This window comes from Gudongella ferriphila (assembly GCF_046224405.1).
Classification (GTDB): Bacteria; Bacillota; Clostridia; order Tissierellales; family Tissierellaceae; genus Gudongella.
In genome coordinates, this window is sequence record NZ_JBJXRK010000005.1 from 76093 (window position 1) to 97150 (window position 21058).

Consider the following 21058-nt stretch of genomic DNA (forward strand, 5'->3'; position numbering starts at 1 on the left):
CAGATAAAAATCTAACAAACAATTCATCAAATTTCACGAATGTCGATAAAATCAGAAAATAACATGTCTTTTAAGCAGATGTTCAAATATCAATAAAATGCAGCATTATGAGATAAAATAACAAAATTAGGAAGAGGAATATCAAAAATAAATAAATTTAAATATGAAAACCTAATGTTTCATATTGGTTAACAATGAGTTTCAAAATGAATTATTCATTTTAGAAAAATGCAATTGAATAAAAAACAAGAATATACTTAAGCATCCAGATTTTTAAATTCTTAAGTAATTAAAACCTACTATCGAAAATCAAATGAGCTTATAAAAATTGATGAATATGATGTAGCTGCGGATGTGTCAAAGGATAAAAGGGGGGAAATGAAAAAAACGTCTGTGGCGGACATAATTAACATAAAATAAAAGGAGGTCTTATATGTTGAAGCTAAGAAAAATTTCAATGTTGTTAGTACTTATTGCACTGCTGGTAGGAACTCTTTCAGGGTGTGCAGGATCTGATGATCCAGCACCTGCACCTGAACAGCCTGCAACGGAAGCCCCAGCTTCTGAAGCTCTCGCATCTGACTACCCAGAGGAAACAATTACATGGAACATTTCACGTGATCCAGGTGACGGCCAGGACCTTATCGCAAGAGGGATAGCGAGATTTTTGCCTGATGTGTTGGGAGTGCCTGTTGCGGTAAATAATGTACCCGGTGCGGGAGGACGAGTAGGATATGGTGAGCTACATAGATCAGTACCTGATGGCTATACCATTGGTCAGGATGTTGTTGGAACCATGGCTAACTTTAACGCCCTTGGTGAGTTGGATTTCCCACTTGATGATATTGAGTGGTTCTGCAGCATCTACAAGTCGCCTGCAGCACTTTGGGTGAGTGCAGATGGAGATATCCAGTCAATCCAGGATTTGATTGACTTTGATGGAGAAGTCCTTATTGGAGACTCTTCCATGGCTGGTACCCAGGTACCATGGACAATTGCACTTCTTGAGAGATTAGGTGTCGAATATTCCTATGTTCTTGGATTTGAAGGAACACCTCCTATCAACATGGCAATCATGAGAGGGGAAGTTGACATGGTTGCAAGATCAGTTGGTGGACAGGCGTCCATGATAGGAGACCTTAATGCAATTGTAGTTATGGGAGAGAAAAGGCATCCGCTTCTGCCAGACACCCCGACACTTGCTGAGGTCGCTGCTGATGTAGGTCAGCCTGAGTTGAATGAAATACTACCATTGGGAATGACTCTATATATGGTAGGAGCTCCTCCAGGAACACCAGACCATATAACAGATACACTTGAAGAAGGAATAGCTGCTGTTTTCGAGAATCAGGAATTCTTGACTTGGGCAGAAGACAGCAATATAGATGCGGACTTCCAGGGAAAAGCTGAAATAAATGAAACGCTTACGACGGTTATGAGATTGCTTGATGAGATAGGTATAGTAGACAAGGTTAACCAATAGTTAATAGTTTAATGATTTCCACTCCCATGTGGAGTGGAAATCATTATCAATACTCTGAAATAACTTCTATAGACGCAGTAATAATCCCTGACTCTAGGAAGGAAGGAAAGGATGGATGACACTTGATTGAGGCATTAATGGAAGCTTTATCATATCTGCTTCACCTTGAAGGGATACTGATAATTCTAGGTGGCACAATACTTGGTATTATTTTTGGAGCATTGCCGGGCTTCAGCCCTATTACTGGAATGGCATTGCTGCTTCCCTTCACATTTACAATGGAACCAATGACAGCTATGATTCTGTTTTCGAGCCTTATGGGGTCAGCGCATTTTGGAGGATCAGTACCTGCGATTCTACTAAATACACCCGGTACTACGCCCAATGCTTGTACATGTCTTGACGGATTTCCCATGGCTCAGAAAGGAAACGCGGCAAAGGCTATTTCCATTTCGGCAACATCCTCTGCAATAGGTTGTACAATTGGTCTCATTTTGTTGCTTATATCAATTCCAATAATCAGGCCATTTCTATTGGCATTTAAAATCGTGGATTTCTTTTGGCTGATAATTTTTGGTCTTGTAACAATAGCATTTGCAAGCAAAGGAAACCTTTTGAAGGGTTTGGCAGGCGGAGGAATTGGTATACTCTTCGCATTCGTTGGTTACAGTGACCTGTTTGCTATTGAACGATACACTTTAGGCAGCTACTATCTTTGGGATGGACTAAAACTGGTACCCTTTGTGGTGGGCGTATTTGCAATAAGTGAAATCGTTGTCTACGCATCAAAGGGTGGGAGGATCGCCCATGATTCAGTAAAAAAAGATGACAGCTCCGATTGGGGAAAACAGGTTAAGGAAGGAATTAATGAAGTTCTAAAAAGGCCATTTCAGGTCTTGAGGGGATCACTCATAGGATCAGTGATTGGAGCCATACCTGGTGTAGGCGGATCGGCGGCAAATTTCATTTCGTACACAGTAGCGATGCAGGCATCCAAGCATCCTGAAGAATATGGAAAAGGAAGTGCAGAGGGTTTGATTGCAAGTGAAACTGCCAATGATGCAAAAAATGGACCTGCTCTATTGCCAACAGTTGCATTTGGAATACCGGGAAGCCCTGATACTGCCATACTATTGGCTGCATTGATTGTGCATGGACTGCAGCCTGGACCATTGCTATTGAGGGATGATCTCCCAATAGTAATGATGCTGATACTTGGAATATTCATATCTCAGATGATATCCAGTGGGACAGGCATCTTCATAGCACCTGTGCTGGCAAAAATAACATTTATAAGAGTTCACTTTCTCGCACCTTTTGTATTGATATTCTGTGCTTTGGGGGCATTTTCACTCAGAGGTTACATATGGGATGCACTTGCAGCTGTACTCTTGGGTATAATTGGATATAGTTTCAAGAGATTTAATTTCCCGGTAATAACAATAGTAATTGGATTTATTCTCGGTGGAATGGCTGAAAGATATTTCCATACATCATTGATGATATCCAGAGGAAGCTATACAATTTTCTTCACCAGCCCTATATCGATAGTCCTGATTACCATAATGGTTCTGATGCTGGCAATACCATTTGTCAGAGGATGGATCAGCAATTTGAAGGCGAAGAAATCAGGTGTGGAAATAGCTGTAGAAAAGAAAAACAAAGAAAAGAGACAGAGGGTAAATGCATTTAAGAACACGAGCTTCTATTTTACTCTTATTTTGACAATTCTTGTACTCCTTATAATCATAGAAACCATGGGGTACAGAGAGGAGGCAAGACTGTTCCCGTTGATAATCAGCATACCTACATTTGTGATGCTATCCCTTCTTCTAATCGGTGAGTTTTATCCAAGCATTATGAGCAAGCTTGATGTTGGTCTTGAGACACTTCTGAATATCGATGAAGACCAATCAGAAATTCCTAAGGAAATTAAGAGGGAGAGGGAAAGGAAACAAAGATTATCCAGCAGATTGGCGTTGAAAATAATAATGTGGATGGTTGGGTTTGGAGCTAGCCTTTTCGCTTTAGGCTTCAGTGTAACAATACCAGGGTTCATATTCACGTTTATAATCTTCGAAGGCAAGGAAAAATTAAGGAAAGCTTTACCAATAACTATTATTGGAAGTATTCTGCTATTTGTTGCCATAGGTTATCTTGATATGAGGTTGTGGCCTGGTGCAATTCCTGCAATTTGGCCAAAGGTAATTGGAGGAGGTATAATTCCAAGAATTTGAGGATTGTCAAATACGCCCCTAATTAAATTTATATAGTGTAAAACACAGCCAAACAGGTTAGAGGTAACTTGATGGCTGTGTTTTGCTGCGAGGACCTTGGTTTAAGCTCCTTATGTAAGGTTCATGTTACTAGAATGGTTATCTTTTTAACATATGGAAATATGGTTTACTTATATGATATTATTAGATTAACGAAACTTATGTTAGGAGCGAAGATATGACACAGTTAATAGTTACACTTGCATCATTTGGACTTATACCAATAATGATCAGAAAAGGATTTAAGCTTAGTCATGCAATTCTTGCCGTTACACTTTCCATAAGCCTATTCTCAGGTCTGGGACTTTTTAAGCTGGGAGAGACCTTTATGGGTGTTATCCTAAACCAGTATTCAAGGGACACGATACTAACGGTGGCAGTGATAGGGATACTTGGAAATCTACTTAAGCATTACGGTATCCTCCAAAGGATAGTGGATTCCCTTCTTGGACTTATCACCAGCAAGAAGATCATCATGATGATAATCCCTTCAATGATAGGAATAATGTCCGTGCCTGGAGGAGCAGTACTGTCAGCCCCATTTATCAACAACATAGGTGAGGAGCTCAACATTGTTCCGGCCAGAAGGGCAGCCATAAATCTTATCTACAGGCACATAGCAATGTTTCTGTTTCCCTTTGTATCCGTAATCATGTTTGTGAAGGCTGCAATTCCTCAGCTGAATGTCTATAGGGTTATCGGATTCGGACTTCCCTTTGTTGCAGGAACGGTCTTCTTGGGATATATGCTATTTATGAGGGGAAAGGGCAACGGAGAGAAAAGGGAGAGGGAAGTCTCAGTAAAGAAGCTTCTTGATCTGTTCATAATAACATCGCCCATATATATGTCTGTTGTAATAAACCTTATTACAGGACTTCCATTCTTCCTTTCCATGATTGGAAGCATAATAATTGTATACTTCCTGAGTGACAAGAAGGATTTTCTGTACAAGGCCTACAACTCAATAAACTACAACACCATAATTCTTGTTACGGCAATACTGGTCCTAAAGGACATCATACTCCAGATGGACCAAATGCTGGGGCTGATCAACGACCTGCTAATGAGAAGTCAGGGAGACGTGAGAATAATGCTGATATTTACACTGGTATCCTTCTTCTTCGGATACATCACAGGCTATCCCACATCTGCCTTGGCTGTTACATTGCCACTTTTATCAATGATGGACCTTGGAAGCAATGCCCTTCACATATATACATTCTTCCTGTTGGCAGTGTCCTTTGTCGGTTATTTTTATTCACCCCTGCATCTTTGCCAGGCCCTTACACTGAATGAGATGAAGGTATCGACAGGTGAGCTTTACAAGGAATACGGACCATATTTTGCACTGCAGCTGCTACTTATTTTCACCACTACATTGACTCTGATGGCGATATTTGCTTAAAGAAAGGATGATAAGACAATATGAAAAGACCAAAGGTATTTATTGCAAATGAAATTCCAAAGGCGGCAGAGGAATACATTGGGCAGCATTGTGACTACATCATGTGGGATTTCTCAAAGAGGAAGACATTCCAGGGCATTGTGGACAACATAGGGGATGTGGACGGAATATTGGAGGTTGGGATGAAAATCGACAGGGACCTGTTGAAGCATGCGCCCAGCCTCAAGGTGGTCAGCAATATCTCCGTGGGCTACAACAACTACAATCTCCAGGACATGAAGGCAATGGGGGTCCTGGGTACAAATACTCCGGGAGTTTTGGACAATACAGTTGCGGATCTTATATTGGGACTTATAATATCAGCAGGAAGAAGGATTGTGGAGGCTGATGCAGATACAAAGGCTGGAAATTGGAAGAAGGGGGAGATGGACAAGTTCTTCGGAAAGGACATCCATCATTCAACCCTTGGTATAGTTGGAATGGGAAGGATTGGAGAGGCTGTCGCCAAAAGGGCAAAAGGCTTTGACATGGATATAATCTACCATAACAGGACCAGGAAGGAGGATGCAGAGAAAAGGCTTGGAGCCAGATATATGGACATGGACCAGGTCCTCCAAAACGCGGACTTTCTGGTTGTAATGACCCCACTTACAGATGAAACCCATCATCTTATTGGAGAAGGGGAACTTAAGAAAATGAAGAAGGAAGCCTTCCTTATAAATGCATCAAGAGGACCTGTTGTGGATGAAGTGGCACTGATCAAGGCCCTGGAGGAAGGCTGGATTGCAGGAGCAGGCCTTGATGTATATGAAAAGGAACCCGTGGATGCAAACAATCCCCTGCTTCAGATGAAAAACGTTGTCACCCTTCCACACATAGGTTCAGCCACAAGGAAGACCCGGGACGAAATGGCAATGGTTGCTGCAAGAGCCATTGTGGAGGTTCTGGAAAAGGGAGACAGCGCATGTATAGTGCCTGAATTGAGAAAAAGCTAAGGAGGAATTGGGATGGCAAAAAGGAAGGTATTGATCGGGTATCCTATCAAGGATGAAATCATGGAATATGTCAAGAAGCACTGCGACCTGGTTCCAATGGACTATACAAAGGCTATAACCTATGATGATATCTACGAGAAGATTGATGATGTTGAAGGTGCAGTTGTCCTTATCACTCCAATTGACAAGAAGCTCCTGGAAAGGGGCAAGAAGCTTAAGGTGGTCAGCAATATCACTGTTGGCTACAACAATTTTGATATTGATGCAATGAAGGAGGCAGGGGTGATTGGAACCCATTCACCTGGGATTTTGGACGACACGGTGGCGGATTTTGTAATGGGCCTTCTCATAGCAACAGCCAGAAGGATCACGGAGCTTAACTCCTTTGTCAAGGGTGGAAGATGGAAAAAGGTGGAGAACAACCACCTTATGGGTCTTGATGTTTCCGGGACAAAGGTTGGAATAATAGGAATGGGTAGGATTGGTGAGGAGGTTGCAAGACGCTGCAGCCTTGGGTTCAAGATGGAGGTTTCCTACTACAACAGGTCCAGAAAAGAAGGGGCCGAAAAGGAGTTGGGAATTTCATACAAGCCAATGGATGAGCTACTCGCTGAAAGTGACTTTGTTGTTCTTCTTACTCCCCTTACTGACCAGACCCATCATTTGATGGGTGAGAGGGAGTTCTCCCTTATGAAAGAGAATGCAATCCTTATAAACGCATCTAGGGGACCTGTAGTGGATGAGAAGGCCTTGATAGGCGCGCTTAAGGAGAAGAAAATTGCTGGTGCCGGACTTGATGTGTATGAGAAGGAGCCAATGGATGAAGACAATCCACTGCTCCAGATGGATAATGTCGTCCTTTCTCCCCATATTGCCGCAGGCACCCAGAGGACCTATGACAATTTGGCCTGGAATGCAGCCAGGTGCATGGTCAGGATTCTTGAGGGAGAAGAGCCGATAAATGTGATTCCGGAAATGAAAGGATAATTTAAAAAACCAGCATCCCTCGGGAATGCTGGTTTTTTGCTATTCTGCTTTTGGTTCTTGCTTCTTTATGCTGAAGCCTGTGAATCCATAGATGATTGCAACTATAGGATTGATCAGGTTCAGGAATGCGTATGGGGCATATGCAAGAGGTGATACCAGAAGTACACTGGACATGTAGGCTCCACAGGTGTTCCATGGAATCAGTGCTGAGGTAAGGGTACCCCCATCCTCCAATGTTCTTGAAAGAAGTCTTGGCTCAAGACCCATCTCGTCGTATGCATCCTTGTACATTCTACCAGGTATTACAATTGCCAGGTACTGGTCAGCTGCCAATATGTTTATAGCAATACTTGTAAGTATTGTAGCAGTAACAAGTGAGCCTGTGTTGTTTGCAAGCTTTAGGATTGCAGCCGCTATTGAGTGCAGCATGCCTGTTCTTTCCATGATTCCACCGAAGGTCATGGCAAGAAGTATAAGTGAAACAGTCCACATCATACTGTCAAGTCCACCACGGTTAAGCAACTCGTCCACCATTTCAACTCCACTTTCAATTTCAAATCCGTAGTGTGCAGTGTTTATTATGTCTCCAAGACCTGCGCCCTGGAATACCGCTGCAAAGATTCCACCTACAACTGTACCTGAAATCAGTCCAGGAAGTGCTGGAACCTTCATTACTACAAGTGCGATTACTATTACCGGTGGAAGGAAGAGTATCGGTGATATGTTGAAGTTAGCTGCGATTCCATCAAGTATGACATTGATGTTTGATGTATCAAGCTGGCTTCCAGCATATCTTGCACCGATTATTCCGTAAAGTATCAATGCTATTGTGAAACTGGGTATTGTTGTCCAGAACATGTACTTGATATGCTCGAACAGTGTTGATCCAGCCATTGCCGGTGCAAGGTTCGTTGTATCTGACAGTGGTGATATCTTGTCTCCGAAATACGCTCCGGATACAACAGCACCTGCTACTATGTATGCTGGCATTCCAAGTCCCTGTCCAACTCCCATAAGTGCTATACCTACAGTACCTGCAGTTGTCCATGAACTTCCTGTTGCAAGTGATACGATTGCACATATTATAGCTGTTGCCACAAGGAAAATTCCCGGTGAAAGAATCTGAAGCCCATAATAGATCATTGCAGGAACTGTTCCGCTTAGAATCCAGGATCCTACAACTGTACCTATAACCATCAGTATCAATATTGCCTGCATTGACATCTGAATTGTCTCTATGGCTCCCTTCTCAATTTCACCCCAGGTGTATCCAAGGCCCCATATTCCAACTGCTGCTGCAACTATGATTGCAATCAGTATTGGGATATGTGCATCAGTACCGAGATAAACGATACCAACAAACAAAGATGAGACTAGAACGAAAATAGGTATTAATGCGTGACCGATTGTTGCCTGCTTCTTCGTTTTCATATAAACCCCCCTATAATTTAGTATCTGAATACGTTCCCACACCCCTTGTGAGAAACATACAGATTCTATTATAGGTTACACTATTTTTGATAAAATTTCAATTGTTTTCTGACAATTCAGTATCACTCTTCCTGGTGTCCGCAGTCCTTAACAACCATAACTGTGGTTTTAGAATGCTGGATGACCTTGTGGGACACACTTCCCAGAATTGTCCTTGAAAAAATCCCAAGTCCCCTGCTTCCCATGACAATTAGGTCGAAGTTGCCCTCTTCGGCCACGTCGATTATTTCCTCAGCCACGTCACCGGTCTTGTAGATGGTTTCAACTTCACCAGGATAATCCTTGAAATCCTCCAAGGCGCTTACAAGAAGCTGCTTGCTAAGGTCAATGCCATCCCTGACTGCATCGAATTTAAAATCCATATCAAGATACCGGATGCTGTCTATGATGGTTAGTATGGTAATGTGGGAATCAAAGGCCTTACCCAGCTCTCTTGCCTTTAGCAAAGCCTTCTTTGAGCAATCGGATCCGTCAATTGGTACAAGAATTTTTTTCATTGTCACACCTCCATTTGTATTTGCTGTTCCGTAACTATATACCCAATATAACTCAGGTAAATGTGATTGAGACGTAAATTGAGTATTATTATGGAAAAAAACACCAAGTTCACTATACCTGGGAAGTCAAATTTGCTATGATAAGCTAAATAGGTAAATTTTTTGACAGGAGGATGTTAAATGAAAGAGCTGATCCGGAAATACCATGATGAAATTATATCCTTGAATGATTTTATGGCTGACAACCCGGAAATAGGCGGTGAGGAACAGGAGGCCTCCAGGAGGATGGTAGAGCTCCTTAGGAGGCATGGGATTCCAGTTGAATACCCATTTGCAGGGATGGAGACAGCCTTTAGGGGAATAATCAACAAAGGCAAGGCAAGAAAGGCGGCAATTCTGGTTGAGTACGATGCCCTAAGGGGATTGGGACACGCATGCGGGCACTGTGCAAGCGGTTCAATCAGTATCCTTGCTGCTCTGGTACTTAACGAAGTGAGGGATCAGATTCCAGCTGAGATCCATGTGATCGGAACTCCGGATGAGGAGATGCATGGTGGTAAGGTTCCGATGGTCAAGTCTGGGGTTTTTGATGGTATGGATTTTGCTGTAATGATCCATATGAGCAACAAGAACGCACTTTTTTCAAGGTTTCTAGCCCTGGATGCCTACAAGTTCACCTTCCATGGTAAGCCGGCACATGCTTCAAGCATACCCTGGGAGGGAAGAAATGCCCTTAATTCAATAAGGCTTTTCTTTGATGCTATGGATATGATGAGGCAGCATCTCAAGGATGATGTAAGGCTGCACGGATATGTTGTTAAGGGAGGGGATGCATCTAATATAGTCCCCCACCATACTGAAGCGGAGGTTCTTGTAAGAGCGGAAAAAAGGGAGTACCTTGACCAGGTGAGCAAGTGGGTAATGGATTGTGCACAAGCTGCCGCCCTTGCAACAAGGACCTCATGGAGTGTTGAGGAAATTGGGGAAAAGTATGACAGCCTCAGGAGGAATATCAGTGGGGAGAAAATATTGGAGGAGATTTACACGGAACTGGGATTGAACCTGGTGGATACAAGCAGTGAGACAGGGGGGTCATCTGACATTGGAAATGTCAGCAGCGTATGCCCAGCATTCCATCCCTATCTTGACCTGGGAAAGGACCTTAATGCACACACAGAGGAATTTGCCCTGGCAATGAAAACAAACAGGACCCACAAGGCGATTTCCCTTGGAGGGGAAATTATTTCAAGGTTTGTAATGGATGTATACAATACCCCTGGAGCACGGGAGGAAATTCTAAAAGAGTATGGAGGCGATGGAGATGAATAGGGTTGATATGGTAGTTGTGTCAGAGCATCTTTACACCATGACAGGTGAGGGTGTGGGGTATCTGGAGGATGGTGCCATGGCAATTGACAGGGGAAGGATTGTGGCCGTTGGGAAGAAGGATGAGATTCTTGAGACATATGATGGGGAGAAAACCCTCCAGCTTGAGAAGAAGGCTGTCTTTCCAGGGCTTATTGATGCTCACATGCACACCGGCTTTGGAATAATGAGAGGCCTGGCACAGGATACTGGAAACTGGATGATGTATGGACTGCAGCCATTTGACAATGTATTGACCGATAATGAGCGAAATGAGGGGAGCAAGCTAGGGATTATTGAGGCGGTCAAGGCAGGTACAACGACCTTGGGCGACTACGAGACAAATATGGAGTTTGTGGCGGGCTTTATCAACAAGCTGGGTGCCAGGGGAAACCTGACCTATATGATACGGGAGGCTGAAAAGAGGGTTTACAAGCCAGGTGAGCTGTATCAGTTCAACAGGGACCTTGGAGAGCAGGGACTGTTGAAGAACCTGGAGCTTTATGACAAGTGGCACAACAGGGATAGTGGAAGGATCAGGGTCCTTTTCGGGCCACAGGGTCCGGATTTTGTAGGAAGGGAGCTTCTGGAAAAAATTTATGGCATGGCAGAAAGAAGGGATACCCTTGTCCATATGCATACCCAGCAGGGGGACAGGGAGACCTACCAGGTCCAGAAGAGATATGGGAAAAGACCCATAGAATGGCTAAAGGAAGAAGGATTCCTGAACGAGAGGCTAATAGCAGTCCACCTTACTGATGCCAGGGATGATGAGGCCAAGGTTGTTGCACAGAGCGGAGCAGGCATGATCCTATGTCCAGGCTCCATCGGTATAATTGATGGGATAGTGCCACCGTCAGTTGCATTTCAGGCTGCGGGAGGAAATGTGGCCCTGGGTTCAGATCAGGCTCCCGGAAACAATTGCCATAACATCATAAATGAAATGAAGCTGGTTGCACTGTTCAATAAGATCAAGTATTCGGATCCTGAAGTGATGCCTGCCTGGAGAGCCTTGAGGATGGCGACGATTGAAGGAGCCAGGGCAATAGGCCTCGGTGATTTGGTCGGGTCATTGGAGGTTGGGAAAAGAGCCGACTTTATTGCAATAGATCTAAAAAAGCCATCCATGAGCCCGGTATATTCCTATCCCATGAGAAACATGGTTCCAAACCTTGTGTACAGTGCAAGGGGGGATGAGGTTTGTCTTTCCGTTGTGGATGGGGAAGTAATCTATCAGGATGGAAAGCTTGTCAATGTTGATGAAGGGGAGATCCTTGCTGAGGTAGATGAATATCCCGATTCCATAGGGAAAAGGGCATCAGGGGAGTTCTTCGGGATCAACGGTACAAATGCAGTGTTCATGAGGGAAGGTAAGCTTTAAAAAGTAGGACCCCTGATTCAGGGGTCCTAAAGTAACTTCTATTTAACAACGTGTACAGAGATTGGTGAATGGCAAACCACCTTGTGGGATACTCCTCCCAGGAGTGCTCTTGTAAATACTCCAAGACCTCTGCTTCCCATGACTATAAGGTCATAATCACTTTCCTCTGCCATGGTGATGATTTCGTTGGCTATGTCACCCATTCTGTAGGTTGACTTAACCCCGAAGGGATAATCCGCTACCTTCTCGGTTGATTCCTTAAGTAATTCCTGGCCGGCCTCAATACTTGAATTGATCATATCCTGCTTGAAATCAACAGAAACAAACCTTCCGCTATCGATAACAGTGACCAGTGTAAGCTCGGCTTCGTAGAAGTTGCCCAGCTCTGCAGCTCTCTCAAGTGCCTTCATTGAGCATTCAGAACCGTCAATGGGTACAAGGATTTTCTTGGTCATGACTAACGCCTCCTTAATTAACCTTTTAAAATAACCTGGACATCACATTCTATGTTACCTAACATATACCCAGTATCTAAAGCTTTAAATGAGTGTTAACTAATTAATTAACGAAATAAGCATTTTTTTCTCGGGAGAATTGATGAACAGGTGGAAATTGGTTTGCTGTACAAATACAAGGGTATCATTAACTGTGAATGATAAATAAACTACATGAAAACAAGGAGTGATTATATGTCAACACCTCACATTGGTGCAAAAAAAGGAGAAATAGCTGAAACCATACTGCTGCCGGGAGATCCACTAAGAGCCAAGTTCATTGCTGAAACATTCCTGGAGGATCCGGTTCAGTTCAATGGTGTAAGGAATATGTTCGGCTTTACGGGAACCTATAAAGGCAAGAGAATATCTGTTATGGGAACGGGGATGGGTGTACCTTCAATTGGAATCTATTCATATGAGCTGATTCATTTCTACGGGGTCAAGAACCTGATCAGAGTAGGATCCTGCGGAGCATACCAGAAGGACCTTAAGCTTTATGATGTGATCTTTGCAATGGGGGCCAGTACAAATTCCAGCTATGCCCAGCAATACAAGCTACCAGGCACCTACTCTGCAATTGCATCCTGGGATCTACTGAAGAAGGCGACCACTGTGGCTGAGGAGAAGGGGATACCCTACCATGTAGGGAACATCCTGACAAGTGACATCTTCTATACAGTGGACGACGAAGCCGGAAGCAAGTGGATTGACATGAACATCCTGGCAGTTGAGATGGAATCCTACGCCCTCTATGCCAATGCAGCATATGCAGGGGTAAATGCACTTACAATACTTACAGTAAGTGACTCAATCGTAAACAAGGAAGAGACAACGCCGGAGGAAAGGGAAAAGAGCTTCACTCAAATGATGGAAATAGCGTTGGAGCTTGCTGAATAAGACAACTCTAAACTTAAGGGACCTTCCAGCAGGAAGGTCCTGGGTGTTTAAAGGAGGTTTGGAATGAAAAAGAGAAACGTGTTGATTGATTGTGATCCAGGTGTGGATGATGTCATGGCGCTACTATTGGCCCTTGCCAACCAGGATAAGCTTAATATTCTTGGAGTTACAACGGTTTCAGGTAACCAGACCCTTGCAAAGGTCACCAAGAATCTGAGAAAGCTGTGGACCTTTCTGAGGATAGAGATTCCTGCTGCCTGCGGAGCCGCAAAGCCCCTGATCAAGGATCCCCTTCACGGAGGAGAGATACACGGCATAACAGGAATGGACGGCTGGGATTTTCCGGCACCTGTTTTTCAGCTTGAATCAGACAATGGAATTGTATTTCTCAAGGAGAAGATCATGGGGGCAGAGGGGAAAGTGACGCTTATTCCAACAGGACCATTAACCAATATTGGACTCTTATTTTCAGTGTTTCCGGAAACAAAGGATAAGATTGAGATGATTTCTCTTATGGGGGGCTCCATTTTTTCAGGGAACAGAACACCCTTTGCAGAGTTCAATATCTATGCGGATCCCGAAGCGGCCAAGATAGTCTTTGATTCAGGAGTTCCAATAGTGATGAGCGGACTTGAGGTCACTAACAAAGCTGCCATAAACGATGGAGAGATAGAAAGGCTAATGAGCTCGGATGGCTTGGTTTCAAGAATGAGCGGGTCATTGCTCCATAGCTACACCAACTTCCACAGGAAAAAGGGATTGAGTACATACCCTTTACATGATGTTGTCAGCGTAATGTATCTGCTGTATCCCAAAATGTTTGAAGGAAAGGACTACAGGGTTGAAATAGATACATCCATCGGAGTATACAGGGGAAGGACTGCTGCTGATACGGGAGAGCTTATGAGGCACGAACCTCCAAATGCCCATGTACTTATGGATGTTGACCGGGAAGAGTTCATGAAGACATTCTTCAAGGCTTTAAATGAGATGGATAAGTCAATGAAACAGTGAACAGCGAACATTGAACATTGAACAATTGAAAGGAAGCTGTCATTCCGAGCGTAGTCGAGGAATCAAGCTTTTTAGGTAAGAAGTAAGAGGTAAGAGGTAAGAAATATGCAAACAGCCAGGGTCCAAGAACCTTCGTTACACTCAAGAAGACAATCATATTGTCACTCTGAGCAAGGCGAAGAGTCCTGGACCCTTTAGTGTCTCCCTGGCTAATCTTCTTACTTCTTAGATATTAACTTTTACTTGTTGGATATTACCTTGTATTCTAATGGTGACTTCTGTCGTACAGGTTTTCGTAGTAATTTTCTGATTTGGTCAATTCCTCGATATCCTTTTTCAGGGAGCTCTTCTTTTCTTCATCCTTTATAAGATGAAGACTTGACTTAATACATCCAACTGCACCGTCGATTCCAACCTGTGCCAATGAAAGGCCAACTTCTAGGTCAGTGGCTGTATTGGCGCTGGAGTTGCTTCTAAGAATCAGACCGATCTTATGGACCCTTTTGCAAAGGTATCCATTGTTTTTTGCTATTTCCGCTGTCCTTTCCCCTGATTCCTCAATCATGTGGACCCGTGCATCCTTTTCTTCTTCGGTCTCCCTAGGCAGCTTCATGGCATCGCAAACACCTGCATATGCCTTCACATCCTCCTGGGTGCCTCTTAGAAGTCTGAAGCTTATTCCATCAAGCTCTTCCGCCAACTTTATATACTGATGATCCGCAAGTCCGTATTCACCCATCAGGGATAGCCTTGCAACCATTCCCAAAAGTCCGCAGGCCATGGCTCCGGCAAGGGCTGAAGCTGCGTCACCGCCTACAGTTGTGTCCTTTGAGTCTAGAATCTTGTCAAGTATCGCTGCGTAGCTCATAATACACCTCCATTTCAAATTATCATAAAGACAAACACCGAAAGATATGTTATGATTAGTCCTGATTATATTGTATCACATGGAACAGATTAATCCACTTCTGCTTCAATCCCCATAACTCAACACCTACAGATTTTGTTACAAAAACTTACCTCTTTTTCTCCAAAACCCATCTTGTAATTTAACGGTATATGTGGTAAATTTTATATATGTTGTATATAGAGCTTCGTTCATACACAATATATAGTTGTTTGAGTAAAAGGTACGGAGTAATAAGGGGGGCAATGGTATGTTGAAAGTTGAAAAGCGTAACGGACAGGTTGTGGATTTTGAAGCGGAAAAAATCGCAATAGCCGTTAGAAAGGCCATGAATGAAACCGAGAAGGGCATCGACGAGGACCTGGCAAAGTCAATCGGTGAAAAAGCAATTGAAGCATTCAGTGGCAAGGAAACAGTGAATATTGAGGAGATTCAGGACTACGTCGAGGTCGAATTGATGAAATCAAGACCCGAGGTGGCAAGAAAGTACATCATCTATCGTGAGGAAAGGGCCAGACTTCGTGAGCAGGGCTGGAACATGACGGATCTTCAGAGGGATATTTACGAGAAGAAATACAGATATGATTCAGAAACCTTTGATGACTTCCTTACAAGGGTTAGTGGAGACAACAATCCTATTAAAAAAGCCATAAAGGACAAGAAGTTCATGCCTGCAGGGAGGATTCTGGCCGGTAGAGGACTTGATAAGCTGGGCAGGAAGATAACCTTGAGCAATTGCTATGTTATGCCAAAGGTTGAGGATAATATTGAATCCATATTCGATACTGCAAAGTATCTTGCAAGAACCTATTCCTACGGTGGAGGGGTTGGACTTACCCTTTCAAAGTTAAGACCAAAGGGATCAAAGGTTAACAATGCCGCAAGCACGACAACCGGAGCAGTGAGCTTTATGGATCTTTATTCAATGGTTACGGGACTTATAGGCATGAGGGGAAGACGAGGGGCCTTGATGCTTAACCTCGATTGCAATCATCCGGATATTGAAGATTTTATAAATGTAAAGAACGACCTTAGCAAGGTTACCTATGCCAATATTTCCGTAAACGTTGACGATAAATTTATGCAGGCCGTAAAGGATGACACCGATTATGAGCTGTTCTTCAAGGTTGAATCCACCGGTGAGGAAATGAGCAAGGTCATAAGGGCAAGGGACCTTTACAAGAAGCTGGCACTTAACAACTGGAACATGGCGGAGCCAGGCATACTCTACAAGGGGAAGATCGACTCCTGGCACCTTATGAGCCACGACCCCACATTTGAGTTTGCTGGGGTTAACCCATGTGCAGAGGAGACCCTGCCAGCATTTGGAAGCTGCAACCTTTCATCCATAAACCTGAGCGAATACGTCAAGCACCCATTCACAAAGTATGCCAGATTTGAATTTGAGAAGTTCGGCGAAATGGTTAGAAACGGGGTTGTATATCTTAATGAGGTTCTTGATGAGAACATGAACCTTCATCCATTGGAGCAGCAAAGGGATATGTCCAGGGACCTTAGACAGATCGGCCTTGGAATTATGGGTCTTGCTGACATGTTCATCAAGATGGGGGTAAGATATGGAAGCAGCGAGTCCATCTCATTGATTCACCAAATCGGTAGGATCATGGTAAACGAGGCACTTCGACAATCAGCCCATCTTGCTGAGCAGGACGGTCCTTTCCCAAGATTCAATCTTGATGCCATTCTTGCATCTCCATTCCTGAAGGAGAATGCGGATGAGGATGTTCTGGAGCTTATCAAGGAGCACGGTCTGAGAAACTCACAGCTTCTGACAATCCCACCAACTGGAAGCATCTCGACCCTTGTTGGGTGCAGCAACGGTGTAGAGCCAATCTTCCAGGTGTCATACACCAGAAAATCCGAATCCCTACACCATGAGGACACCTACTACAAGGTATTCACTCCAATAATAAAGGAGTACATGGAGGAGAACAACCTATCCTACGAGGAGGAGCTGCCTGATTTCATAGTGACCACATCAAACCTTGATTACAAGGAGAGAATAGAGGTCCAGGCCACATGGCAGCAGTATATAGATGCCAGCATTTCATCTACGGTCAATGTACCCAACGAGTTTACCGTAGACCAGGTTGAGGAGCTGTACCTTCATGCATGGGAGAAGGGACTAAAGGGAATCACAATCTACAGGGACGGATGTGCAAGAAGCGGTATCCTTATAACAAACAACAAGAAGAGCAACATGGACAGGATTGAGGAGCTTCAGGAGGAAATAATGCAGCTTGCAGAGGAGCAGCTGAAGGAAGATCCGGACACATGTCCAATGTGTGGTGGAAAGCTGAACCACTCAGGGGGATGCTCCGAGTGTCAGGATTGTGGCTATAGCCCCTGTTCAATCTAGTTAAATAAAAAAACATGGGCACTCTGGTGAAGCAGATCTACACCAGGGTGTCTTTTTCATTCAAAGACTGTGAAAAAAAATTAATGGATGGAATATTTTGTGGAAAATCAATTCACAGATCCTTGTGAAAAGGTTTGCAGAGACCATTCAAACGTTTATATCAACATATGTCATCTACCGGGCCAAAGCAATAACAGACTAGCAAAGCAATTGTGAAAAGCGCTTTCCGGCTAGGGTTGAGTTGAAAAAGTATTTTGAAAAATCAGTGCAAAGATGGTAGAATAGGATAGAGTATTTGCAACTCAAAAAATACATAGAAAGGAGTAACAATTTTGAGATCTTTTTACTTAAAACGCATTGTATCAATGTTGATAACTATTATATTAATCACTACATTGACCTTTACAATGATGCACTCAATTCCAGGAGGGCCCTTTACACGGGAAAGGCCTGTGCCCGATGAAATCATGAGAGCATTGAACGCCAAGTACAATCTGGATGATCCACTGCCGATTCAGTATCTGAACTACATGAAGGGTCTGGTGACCTTTGACCTTGGACCATCCTATTCAAAGATTGGTACATCAGTTAACGATTTGATCATTTCAGGATTCCCTGCTTCAGCCAAAATCGGTTTGATTGCATCGGTGCTGATTGTGGCCATAGGAATACCATTGGGGGTAATTTCAGCACTTAAGCAGAACAGTCCCTTGGACTACTTTGTAATGTTTTTGGCGACAATAGGTATCACTGTACCGAGTTTTGTAATAGCAACAGTTATAATATATTTCTTTGCAGGAAAGCTGGGGTGGATTCCAAGCTTCGGCCTGAGTGGACCAAAAAGCTACATCGGTCCTGTAATAGCGCTTGCAGGTTATTCCCTGTCATTTGTAACAAGACTTACAAGATCCAGTATGCTTGAGGTACTTAGACAGGATTACATAACAACAGCAAGGGCCAACGGAATAAAGGAATTCACTGTAATAATGAAGCATGCGGTCAGAAATGCACTTATCCCAGTAGTAACATACATTGGGCCCATGGTTGCAGCTATACTTACAGGATCATTTGTAATTGAGAAGATATTTGCAATACCTGGAATCGGTAGACACTTCGTTGAGAGTGTAAGTAACCGTGACTATACTACCATAATGGGTATCACAGTTTTCTATGCTGTGTTCTACCTGATAATGATATTCATAGTGGATGTGGCCTATGCCTTTATAGATCCACGTATCAAGCTGAAGGAGGATAAGTAGACTATGTCAAAGGACAAATTTGTTTTTATTGAACAGACAGGAGAAGAAAACGAAGCCATCAGACCCAGTCTTACTTATTGGCAGGATGCATGGAGAAGATTGAAGAAGAACAAGCTTTCCATGATGGGTATCGTTGTTGTAATACTTATTGTACTGTTCGGAACCATTGGGCCGAACTTCACGGATTTTTCATATTCAGACCAGATCAACGCATACAAGAATCTTCCACCGACACTGAAGCTCTATGAGCTTGACGGAAGATACTTCCACGTCTCAAACGACTATAACGTATTTCTCGTTGCAGAGGATGGAACCCTGATTGAGCGACTTGTACTGGACCCGATGAAAAGGGACATGATCAACAAGGTCTACACATACCAGCTGGGAGAAGAGGATGTAATACTTGACTTTTCATACAACCTTCTTCCCAACAAAATGGGCTATGACTACAACTTCACCCTTGAGCTGGATGGTGAAGTGGCACAATACCCTGCAATGACCAAGCTTAACAAACTCTTTCCATTTGGAACGGATTCACTTGGAAGGGACCTCTTGACAAGGGTTATGTATGGAGCGAGAATATCACTTCTTGTTGCATTTGTGGCTACCATAGTTAACCTGTTCATAGGAGTTGTATACGGAAGTATCTCAGGATACGAAGGCGGAAGAGTGGACAATATCATGATGAGAATCGTTGATATAATAAACTCAATACCCCTTGTTCTGTATGTAATCCTCCTGATGGTTTGGTTTAGAGGTGGAGGACTAACAAACATCATAATCGCCCTGAGTAGCGTTTACTGGGTATCCATGGCAAGGCTTGTAAGAGGACAGATGCTATCCCTTAAGGAGCAGGAGTTCGTACTTGCAGCAAGGGTCATGGGAGTGTCAAAAGGAAAGATAATCTTCAGACACCTTATTCCAAATGCAATGGGACCTATTATAGTTTCCATAGCCATGATGATTCCTTCAGCTGTATTTACCGAGTCATTCCTAAGCTTTATAGGGCTTGGAGTTTCAGCACCGATGGCATCATGGGGTACGCTGGCAAACAATGCTCTATCAGGCCTTACAACATATCCGTACCAGTTGTTCTTCCCGGCGTTGGCAATTGCGTTTACAATGCTGGCATTCAACTTCATCGGTGATGGACTGAGAGATGCTTTGGACCCAAGACTTAGAAAAGGATAGGGAGATTGAGATATGGAAAATAATAAAGACTATATATTAGAGGTAAATGGATTAAAAACCTCCTTCTATACCCATGTTGGAGAGGTTCAGGCAGTGAGGGGCATCGACTTCAAGCTCAAGAGCGGTGATGTTATGGGTATTGTTGGGGAGTCCGGAAGTGGAAAGAGTGTTACGGCCCGCTCCGTAATGAAGCTTATTGAGCACCCTGGAGTCATCAAGGAAGGCAGTATAATATTTGACGGCAAGGATATAACAGAATACAGCGACCAGAAGATGTCAAACATCAGGGGAAATGACATGGCGATGATTTTCCAGGATCCAATGACATCCTTGAACCCGGTTTTCAGGATTGAGAACCAGATGACTGAGGTTATAAGAAGACATCAGAAGGTAAGTCACAAGGAAGCCAAGGAAAAGGCCATAGAGATGCTTCATCTTGTTGGAATTCCCGAGCCTGCAAAGAGAATAAGGTCATACCCCCATGAATTCTCAGGTGGTATGAGGCAAAGAGTTATGATTGCAATGGCACTTTCATGCAATCCCAAGCTCTTAATTGCCGATGAGCCAACAACTGCTCTTGATGTTACAATTCAGGCACAGATACTTGACATCATGAGAGATATTTCAACCAAGCTTGATACAGCGATCATTCTTATAACCCATGACCTTGGAGTTATTGCAGAAACCTGCAAGGACCTTGTTGTCATGTATGGTGGAATGCCAATGGAAAAAGGGTCTGTTGAGGATATTTTTGAAATCCCTCAGCATCCTTATACTAGAGGACTTCTAAAGTCGGTACCTAGAATGGATACGGAGGAAAAAGGAAGGCTAAAGCCTATTGCCGGATCACCGCCGGATCTGCTGTCACCACCTACAGGCTGCCCGTTCTCCACAAGATGTCCAAATGTTATGCAGATTTGTACAGAAGAAGCACCTCCTATGTTCAGCGTAGGGGAGAATCACACTTCAGCCTGCTGGTTGATGCACGAGGATGCACCAGAGGTTGAAGGCTATAGAAAGGGGGCTTTATAAT

17 protein-coding genes are annotated in these 21058 nt (G+C 43.5%); 13 read left to right on the forward strand and 4 right to left on the reverse strand.

The window, feature by feature from the left end:
* The first annotated feature begins 433 nt into the window (after positions 1-433).
* From ACKVDP_RS05295 to ACKVDP_RS05315, 5 genes are all read left to right on the forward strand, one after another.
* A complete protein-coding gene (locus ACKVDP_RS05295; RefSeq protein ID WP_409227769.1) occupies positions 434-1483 on the forward strand; it encodes a tripartite tricarboxylate transporter substrate-binding protein in 1050 nt (349 codons plus the stop codon).
* A gap of 122 nt (positions 1484-1605) precedes the next feature.
* Complete coding sequence (locus tag ACKVDP_RS05300) at positions 1606-3720, forward strand: tripartite tricarboxylate transporter permease (RefSeq protein WP_409227770.1); 2115 nt, start codon at positions 1606-1608, stop codon at positions 3718-3720.
* Positions 3721-3937: 217 nt separating this feature from the next.
* Complete coding sequence (locus ACKVDP_RS05305) at positions 3938-5164, forward strand: DUF401 family protein (RefSeq protein WP_409227771.1); 1227 nt, start codon at positions 3938-3940, stop codon at positions 5162-5164.
* 20 nt (positions 5165-5184) lie between these two features.
* A complete protein-coding gene (locus tag ACKVDP_RS05310) occupies positions 5185-6159 on the forward strand; it encodes a 2-hydroxyacid dehydrogenase (protein ID WP_409227772.1) in 975 nt (324 codons plus the stop codon).
* Positions 6160-6171: 12 nt separating this feature from the next.
* A complete protein-coding gene (locus tag ACKVDP_RS05315) occupies positions 6172-7146 on the forward strand; it encodes a 2-hydroxyacid dehydrogenase (protein WP_409227773.1) in 975 nt (324 codons plus the stop codon).
* A gap of 39 nt (positions 7147-7185) precedes the next feature.
* On the opposite strand, the gene nhaC is transcribed toward ACKVDP_RS05315, so the two are convergent.
* Both nhaC and ACKVDP_RS05325 read right to left on the reverse strand, forming a co-directional pair.
* On the reverse strand, positions 7186-8577 hold the full coding sequence (nhaC, locus tag ACKVDP_RS05320; RefSeq protein ID WP_409227774.1) for a Na+/H+ antiporter NhaC: 1392 nt from the start codon (positions 8575-8577) through the stop codon (positions 7186-7188).
* 122 nt (positions 8578-8699) lie between these two features.
* Positions 8700-9134: a universal stress protein gene (locus ACKVDP_RS05325; RefSeq protein WP_409227775.1), complete on the reverse strand. Its 435-nt coding sequence runs from the start codon at positions 9132-9134 to the stop codon at positions 8700-8702.
* Between the two features lie 180 nt (positions 9135-9314).
* Here ACKVDP_RS05325 and ACKVDP_RS05330 point away from each other — a divergent pair, with 180 nt between their 5' ends.
* The gene (locus ACKVDP_RS05330; protein WP_409227776.1) at positions 9315-10463 is read left to right on the forward strand and encodes a M20 family metallopeptidase; all 1149 of its coding nucleotides are present in this window, start codon (positions 9315-9317) and stop codon (positions 10461-10463) included.
* Positions 10456-11880 carry an amidohydrolase family protein gene (locus ACKVDP_RS05335; protein WP_409227777.1) on the forward strand — a complete coding sequence of 475 codons (1425 nt, stop codon included), beginning with the start codon at positions 10456-10458 and terminating at the stop codon, positions 11878-11880. Before ACKVDP_RS05330 ends, ACKVDP_RS05335 begins: the two co-directional genes overlap by 8 nt.
* A 38-nt stretch (positions 11881-11918) precedes the next feature.
* Here the strand turns inward: ACKVDP_RS05335 and ACKVDP_RS05340 are convergent, their stop codons facing one another.
* Positions 11919-12335, reverse strand: coding sequence for a universal stress protein (locus ACKVDP_RS05340; protein ID WP_409227778.1), 417 nt, complete (start codon positions 12333-12335; stop codon positions 11919-11921).
* Positions 12336-12569: 234 nt separating this feature from the next.
* Here ACKVDP_RS05340 and deoD point away from each other — a divergent pair, with 234 nt between their 5' ends.
* Positions 12570-13274 (forward strand): purine-nucleoside phosphorylase, encoded by a 705-nt coding sequence (gene deoD / locus ACKVDP_RS05345; RefSeq protein ID WP_409227779.1) that lies wholly within the window; start codon positions 12570-12572, stop codon positions 13272-13274.
* 63 nt (positions 13275-13337) lie between these two features.
* Positions 13338-14288 carry a nucleoside hydrolase gene (locus ACKVDP_RS05350; RefSeq protein WP_409227780.1) on the forward strand — a complete coding sequence of 317 codons (951 nt, stop codon included), beginning with the start codon at positions 13338-13340 and terminating at the stop codon, positions 14286-14288.
* Positions 14289-14553: 265 nt separating this feature from the next.
* Here the strand turns inward: ACKVDP_RS05350 and ACKVDP_RS05355 are convergent, their stop codons facing one another.
* On the reverse strand, positions 14554-15156 hold the full coding sequence (locus tag ACKVDP_RS05355; protein ID WP_409227781.1) for a cyclodeaminase/cyclohydrolase family protein: 603 nt from the start codon (positions 15154-15156) through the stop codon (positions 14554-14556).
* A 289-nt stretch (positions 15157-15445) separates the two neighbouring features.
* Between ACKVDP_RS05355 and ACKVDP_RS05360 the strand changes: the two genes are divergently transcribed.
* The 4 genes from ACKVDP_RS05360 (at position 15446) to ACKVDP_RS05375 (ending at position 21057) form a co-directional block, all read left to right on the forward strand.
* The gene (locus ACKVDP_RS05360; RefSeq protein WP_409227782.1) at positions 15446-17575 is read left to right on the forward strand and encodes an adenosylcobalamin-dependent ribonucleoside-diphosphate reductase; all 2130 of its coding nucleotides are present in this window, start codon (positions 15446-15448) and stop codon (positions 17573-17575) included.
* A 332-nt stretch (positions 17576-17907) separates the two neighbouring features.
* Complete coding sequence (locus ACKVDP_RS05365; RefSeq protein WP_409227783.1) at positions 17908-18834, forward strand: ABC transporter permease; 927 nt, start codon at positions 17908-17910, stop codon at positions 18832-18834.
* 3 nt (positions 18835-18837) lie between these two features.
* On the forward strand, positions 18838-20025 hold the full coding sequence (locus tag ACKVDP_RS05370) for an ABC transporter permease (RefSeq protein ID WP_409227784.1): 1188 nt from the start codon (positions 18838-18840) through the stop codon (positions 20023-20025).
* 12 nt (positions 20026-20037) lie between these two features.
* A complete protein-coding gene (locus ACKVDP_RS05375; RefSeq protein WP_409227785.1) occupies positions 20038-21057 on the forward strand; it encodes an ABC transporter ATP-binding protein in 1020 nt (339 codons plus the stop codon).
* The last annotated feature ends 1 nt before the right edge of the window (position 21058 follow it).

Excerpts from the sequence above, each read along its gene's own strand:
- ACKVDP_RS05295 (WP_409227769.1), top strand. The coding sequence starts at position 434 with ATGTTGAAGCTAAGAAAAATTTCAATGTTGTTAGTACTTATTGCACTG.
- ACKVDP_RS05305 (WP_409227771.1), top strand. The coding sequence starts at position 3,938 with ATGACACAGTTAATAGTTACACTTGCATCATTTGGACTTATACCAATA.
- ACKVDP_RS05310 (WP_409227772.1), top strand. The coding sequence starts at position 5,185 with ATGAAAAGACCAAAGGTATTTATTGCAAATGAAATTCCAAAGGCGGCA.
- ACKVDP_RS05315 (WP_409227773.1), top strand. The coding sequence starts at position 6,172 with ATGGCAAAAAGGAAGGTATTGATCGGGTATCCTATCAAGGATGAAATC.
- nhaC (WP_409227774.1), bottom strand. The coding sequence starts at position 8,577 with ATGAAAACGAAGAAGCAGGCAACAATCGGTCACGCATTAATACCTATT.
- ACKVDP_RS05325 (WP_409227775.1), bottom strand. The coding sequence starts at position 9,134 with ATGAAAAAAATTCTTGTACCAATTGACGGATCCGATTGCTCAAAGAAG.
- ACKVDP_RS05330 (WP_409227776.1), top strand. The coding sequence starts at position 9,315 with ATGAAAGAGCTGATCCGGAAATACCATGATGAAATTATATCCTTGAAT.
- ACKVDP_RS05335 (WP_409227777.1), top strand. The coding sequence starts at position 10,456 with ATGAATAGGGTTGATATGGTAGTTGTGTCAGAGCATCTTTACACCATG.
- ACKVDP_RS05340 (WP_409227778.1), bottom strand. The coding sequence starts at position 12,335 with ATGACCAAGAAAATCCTTGTACCCATTGACGGTTCTGAATGCTCAATG.
- deoD (WP_409227779.1), top strand. The coding sequence starts at position 12,570 with ATGTCAACACCTCACATTGGTGCAAAAAAAGGAGAAATAGCTGAAACC.
- ACKVDP_RS05350 (WP_409227780.1), top strand. The coding sequence starts at position 13,338 with ATGAAAAAGAGAAACGTGTTGATTGATTGTGATCCAGGTGTGGATGAT.
- ACKVDP_RS05355 (WP_409227781.1), bottom strand. The coding sequence starts at position 15,156 with ATGAGCTACGCAGCGATACTTGACAAGATTCTAGACTCAAAGGACACA.
- ACKVDP_RS05360 (WP_409227782.1), top strand. The coding sequence starts at position 15,446 with ATGTTGAAAGTTGAAAAGCGTAACGGACAGGTTGTGGATTTTGAAGCG.
- ACKVDP_RS05370 (WP_409227784.1), top strand. The coding sequence starts at position 18,838 with ATGTCAAAGGACAAATTTGTTTTTATTGAACAGACAGGAGAAGAAAAC.
- ACKVDP_RS05375 (WP_409227785.1), top strand. The coding sequence starts at position 20,038 with ATGGAAAATAATAAAGACTATATATTAGAGGTAAATGGATTAAAAACC.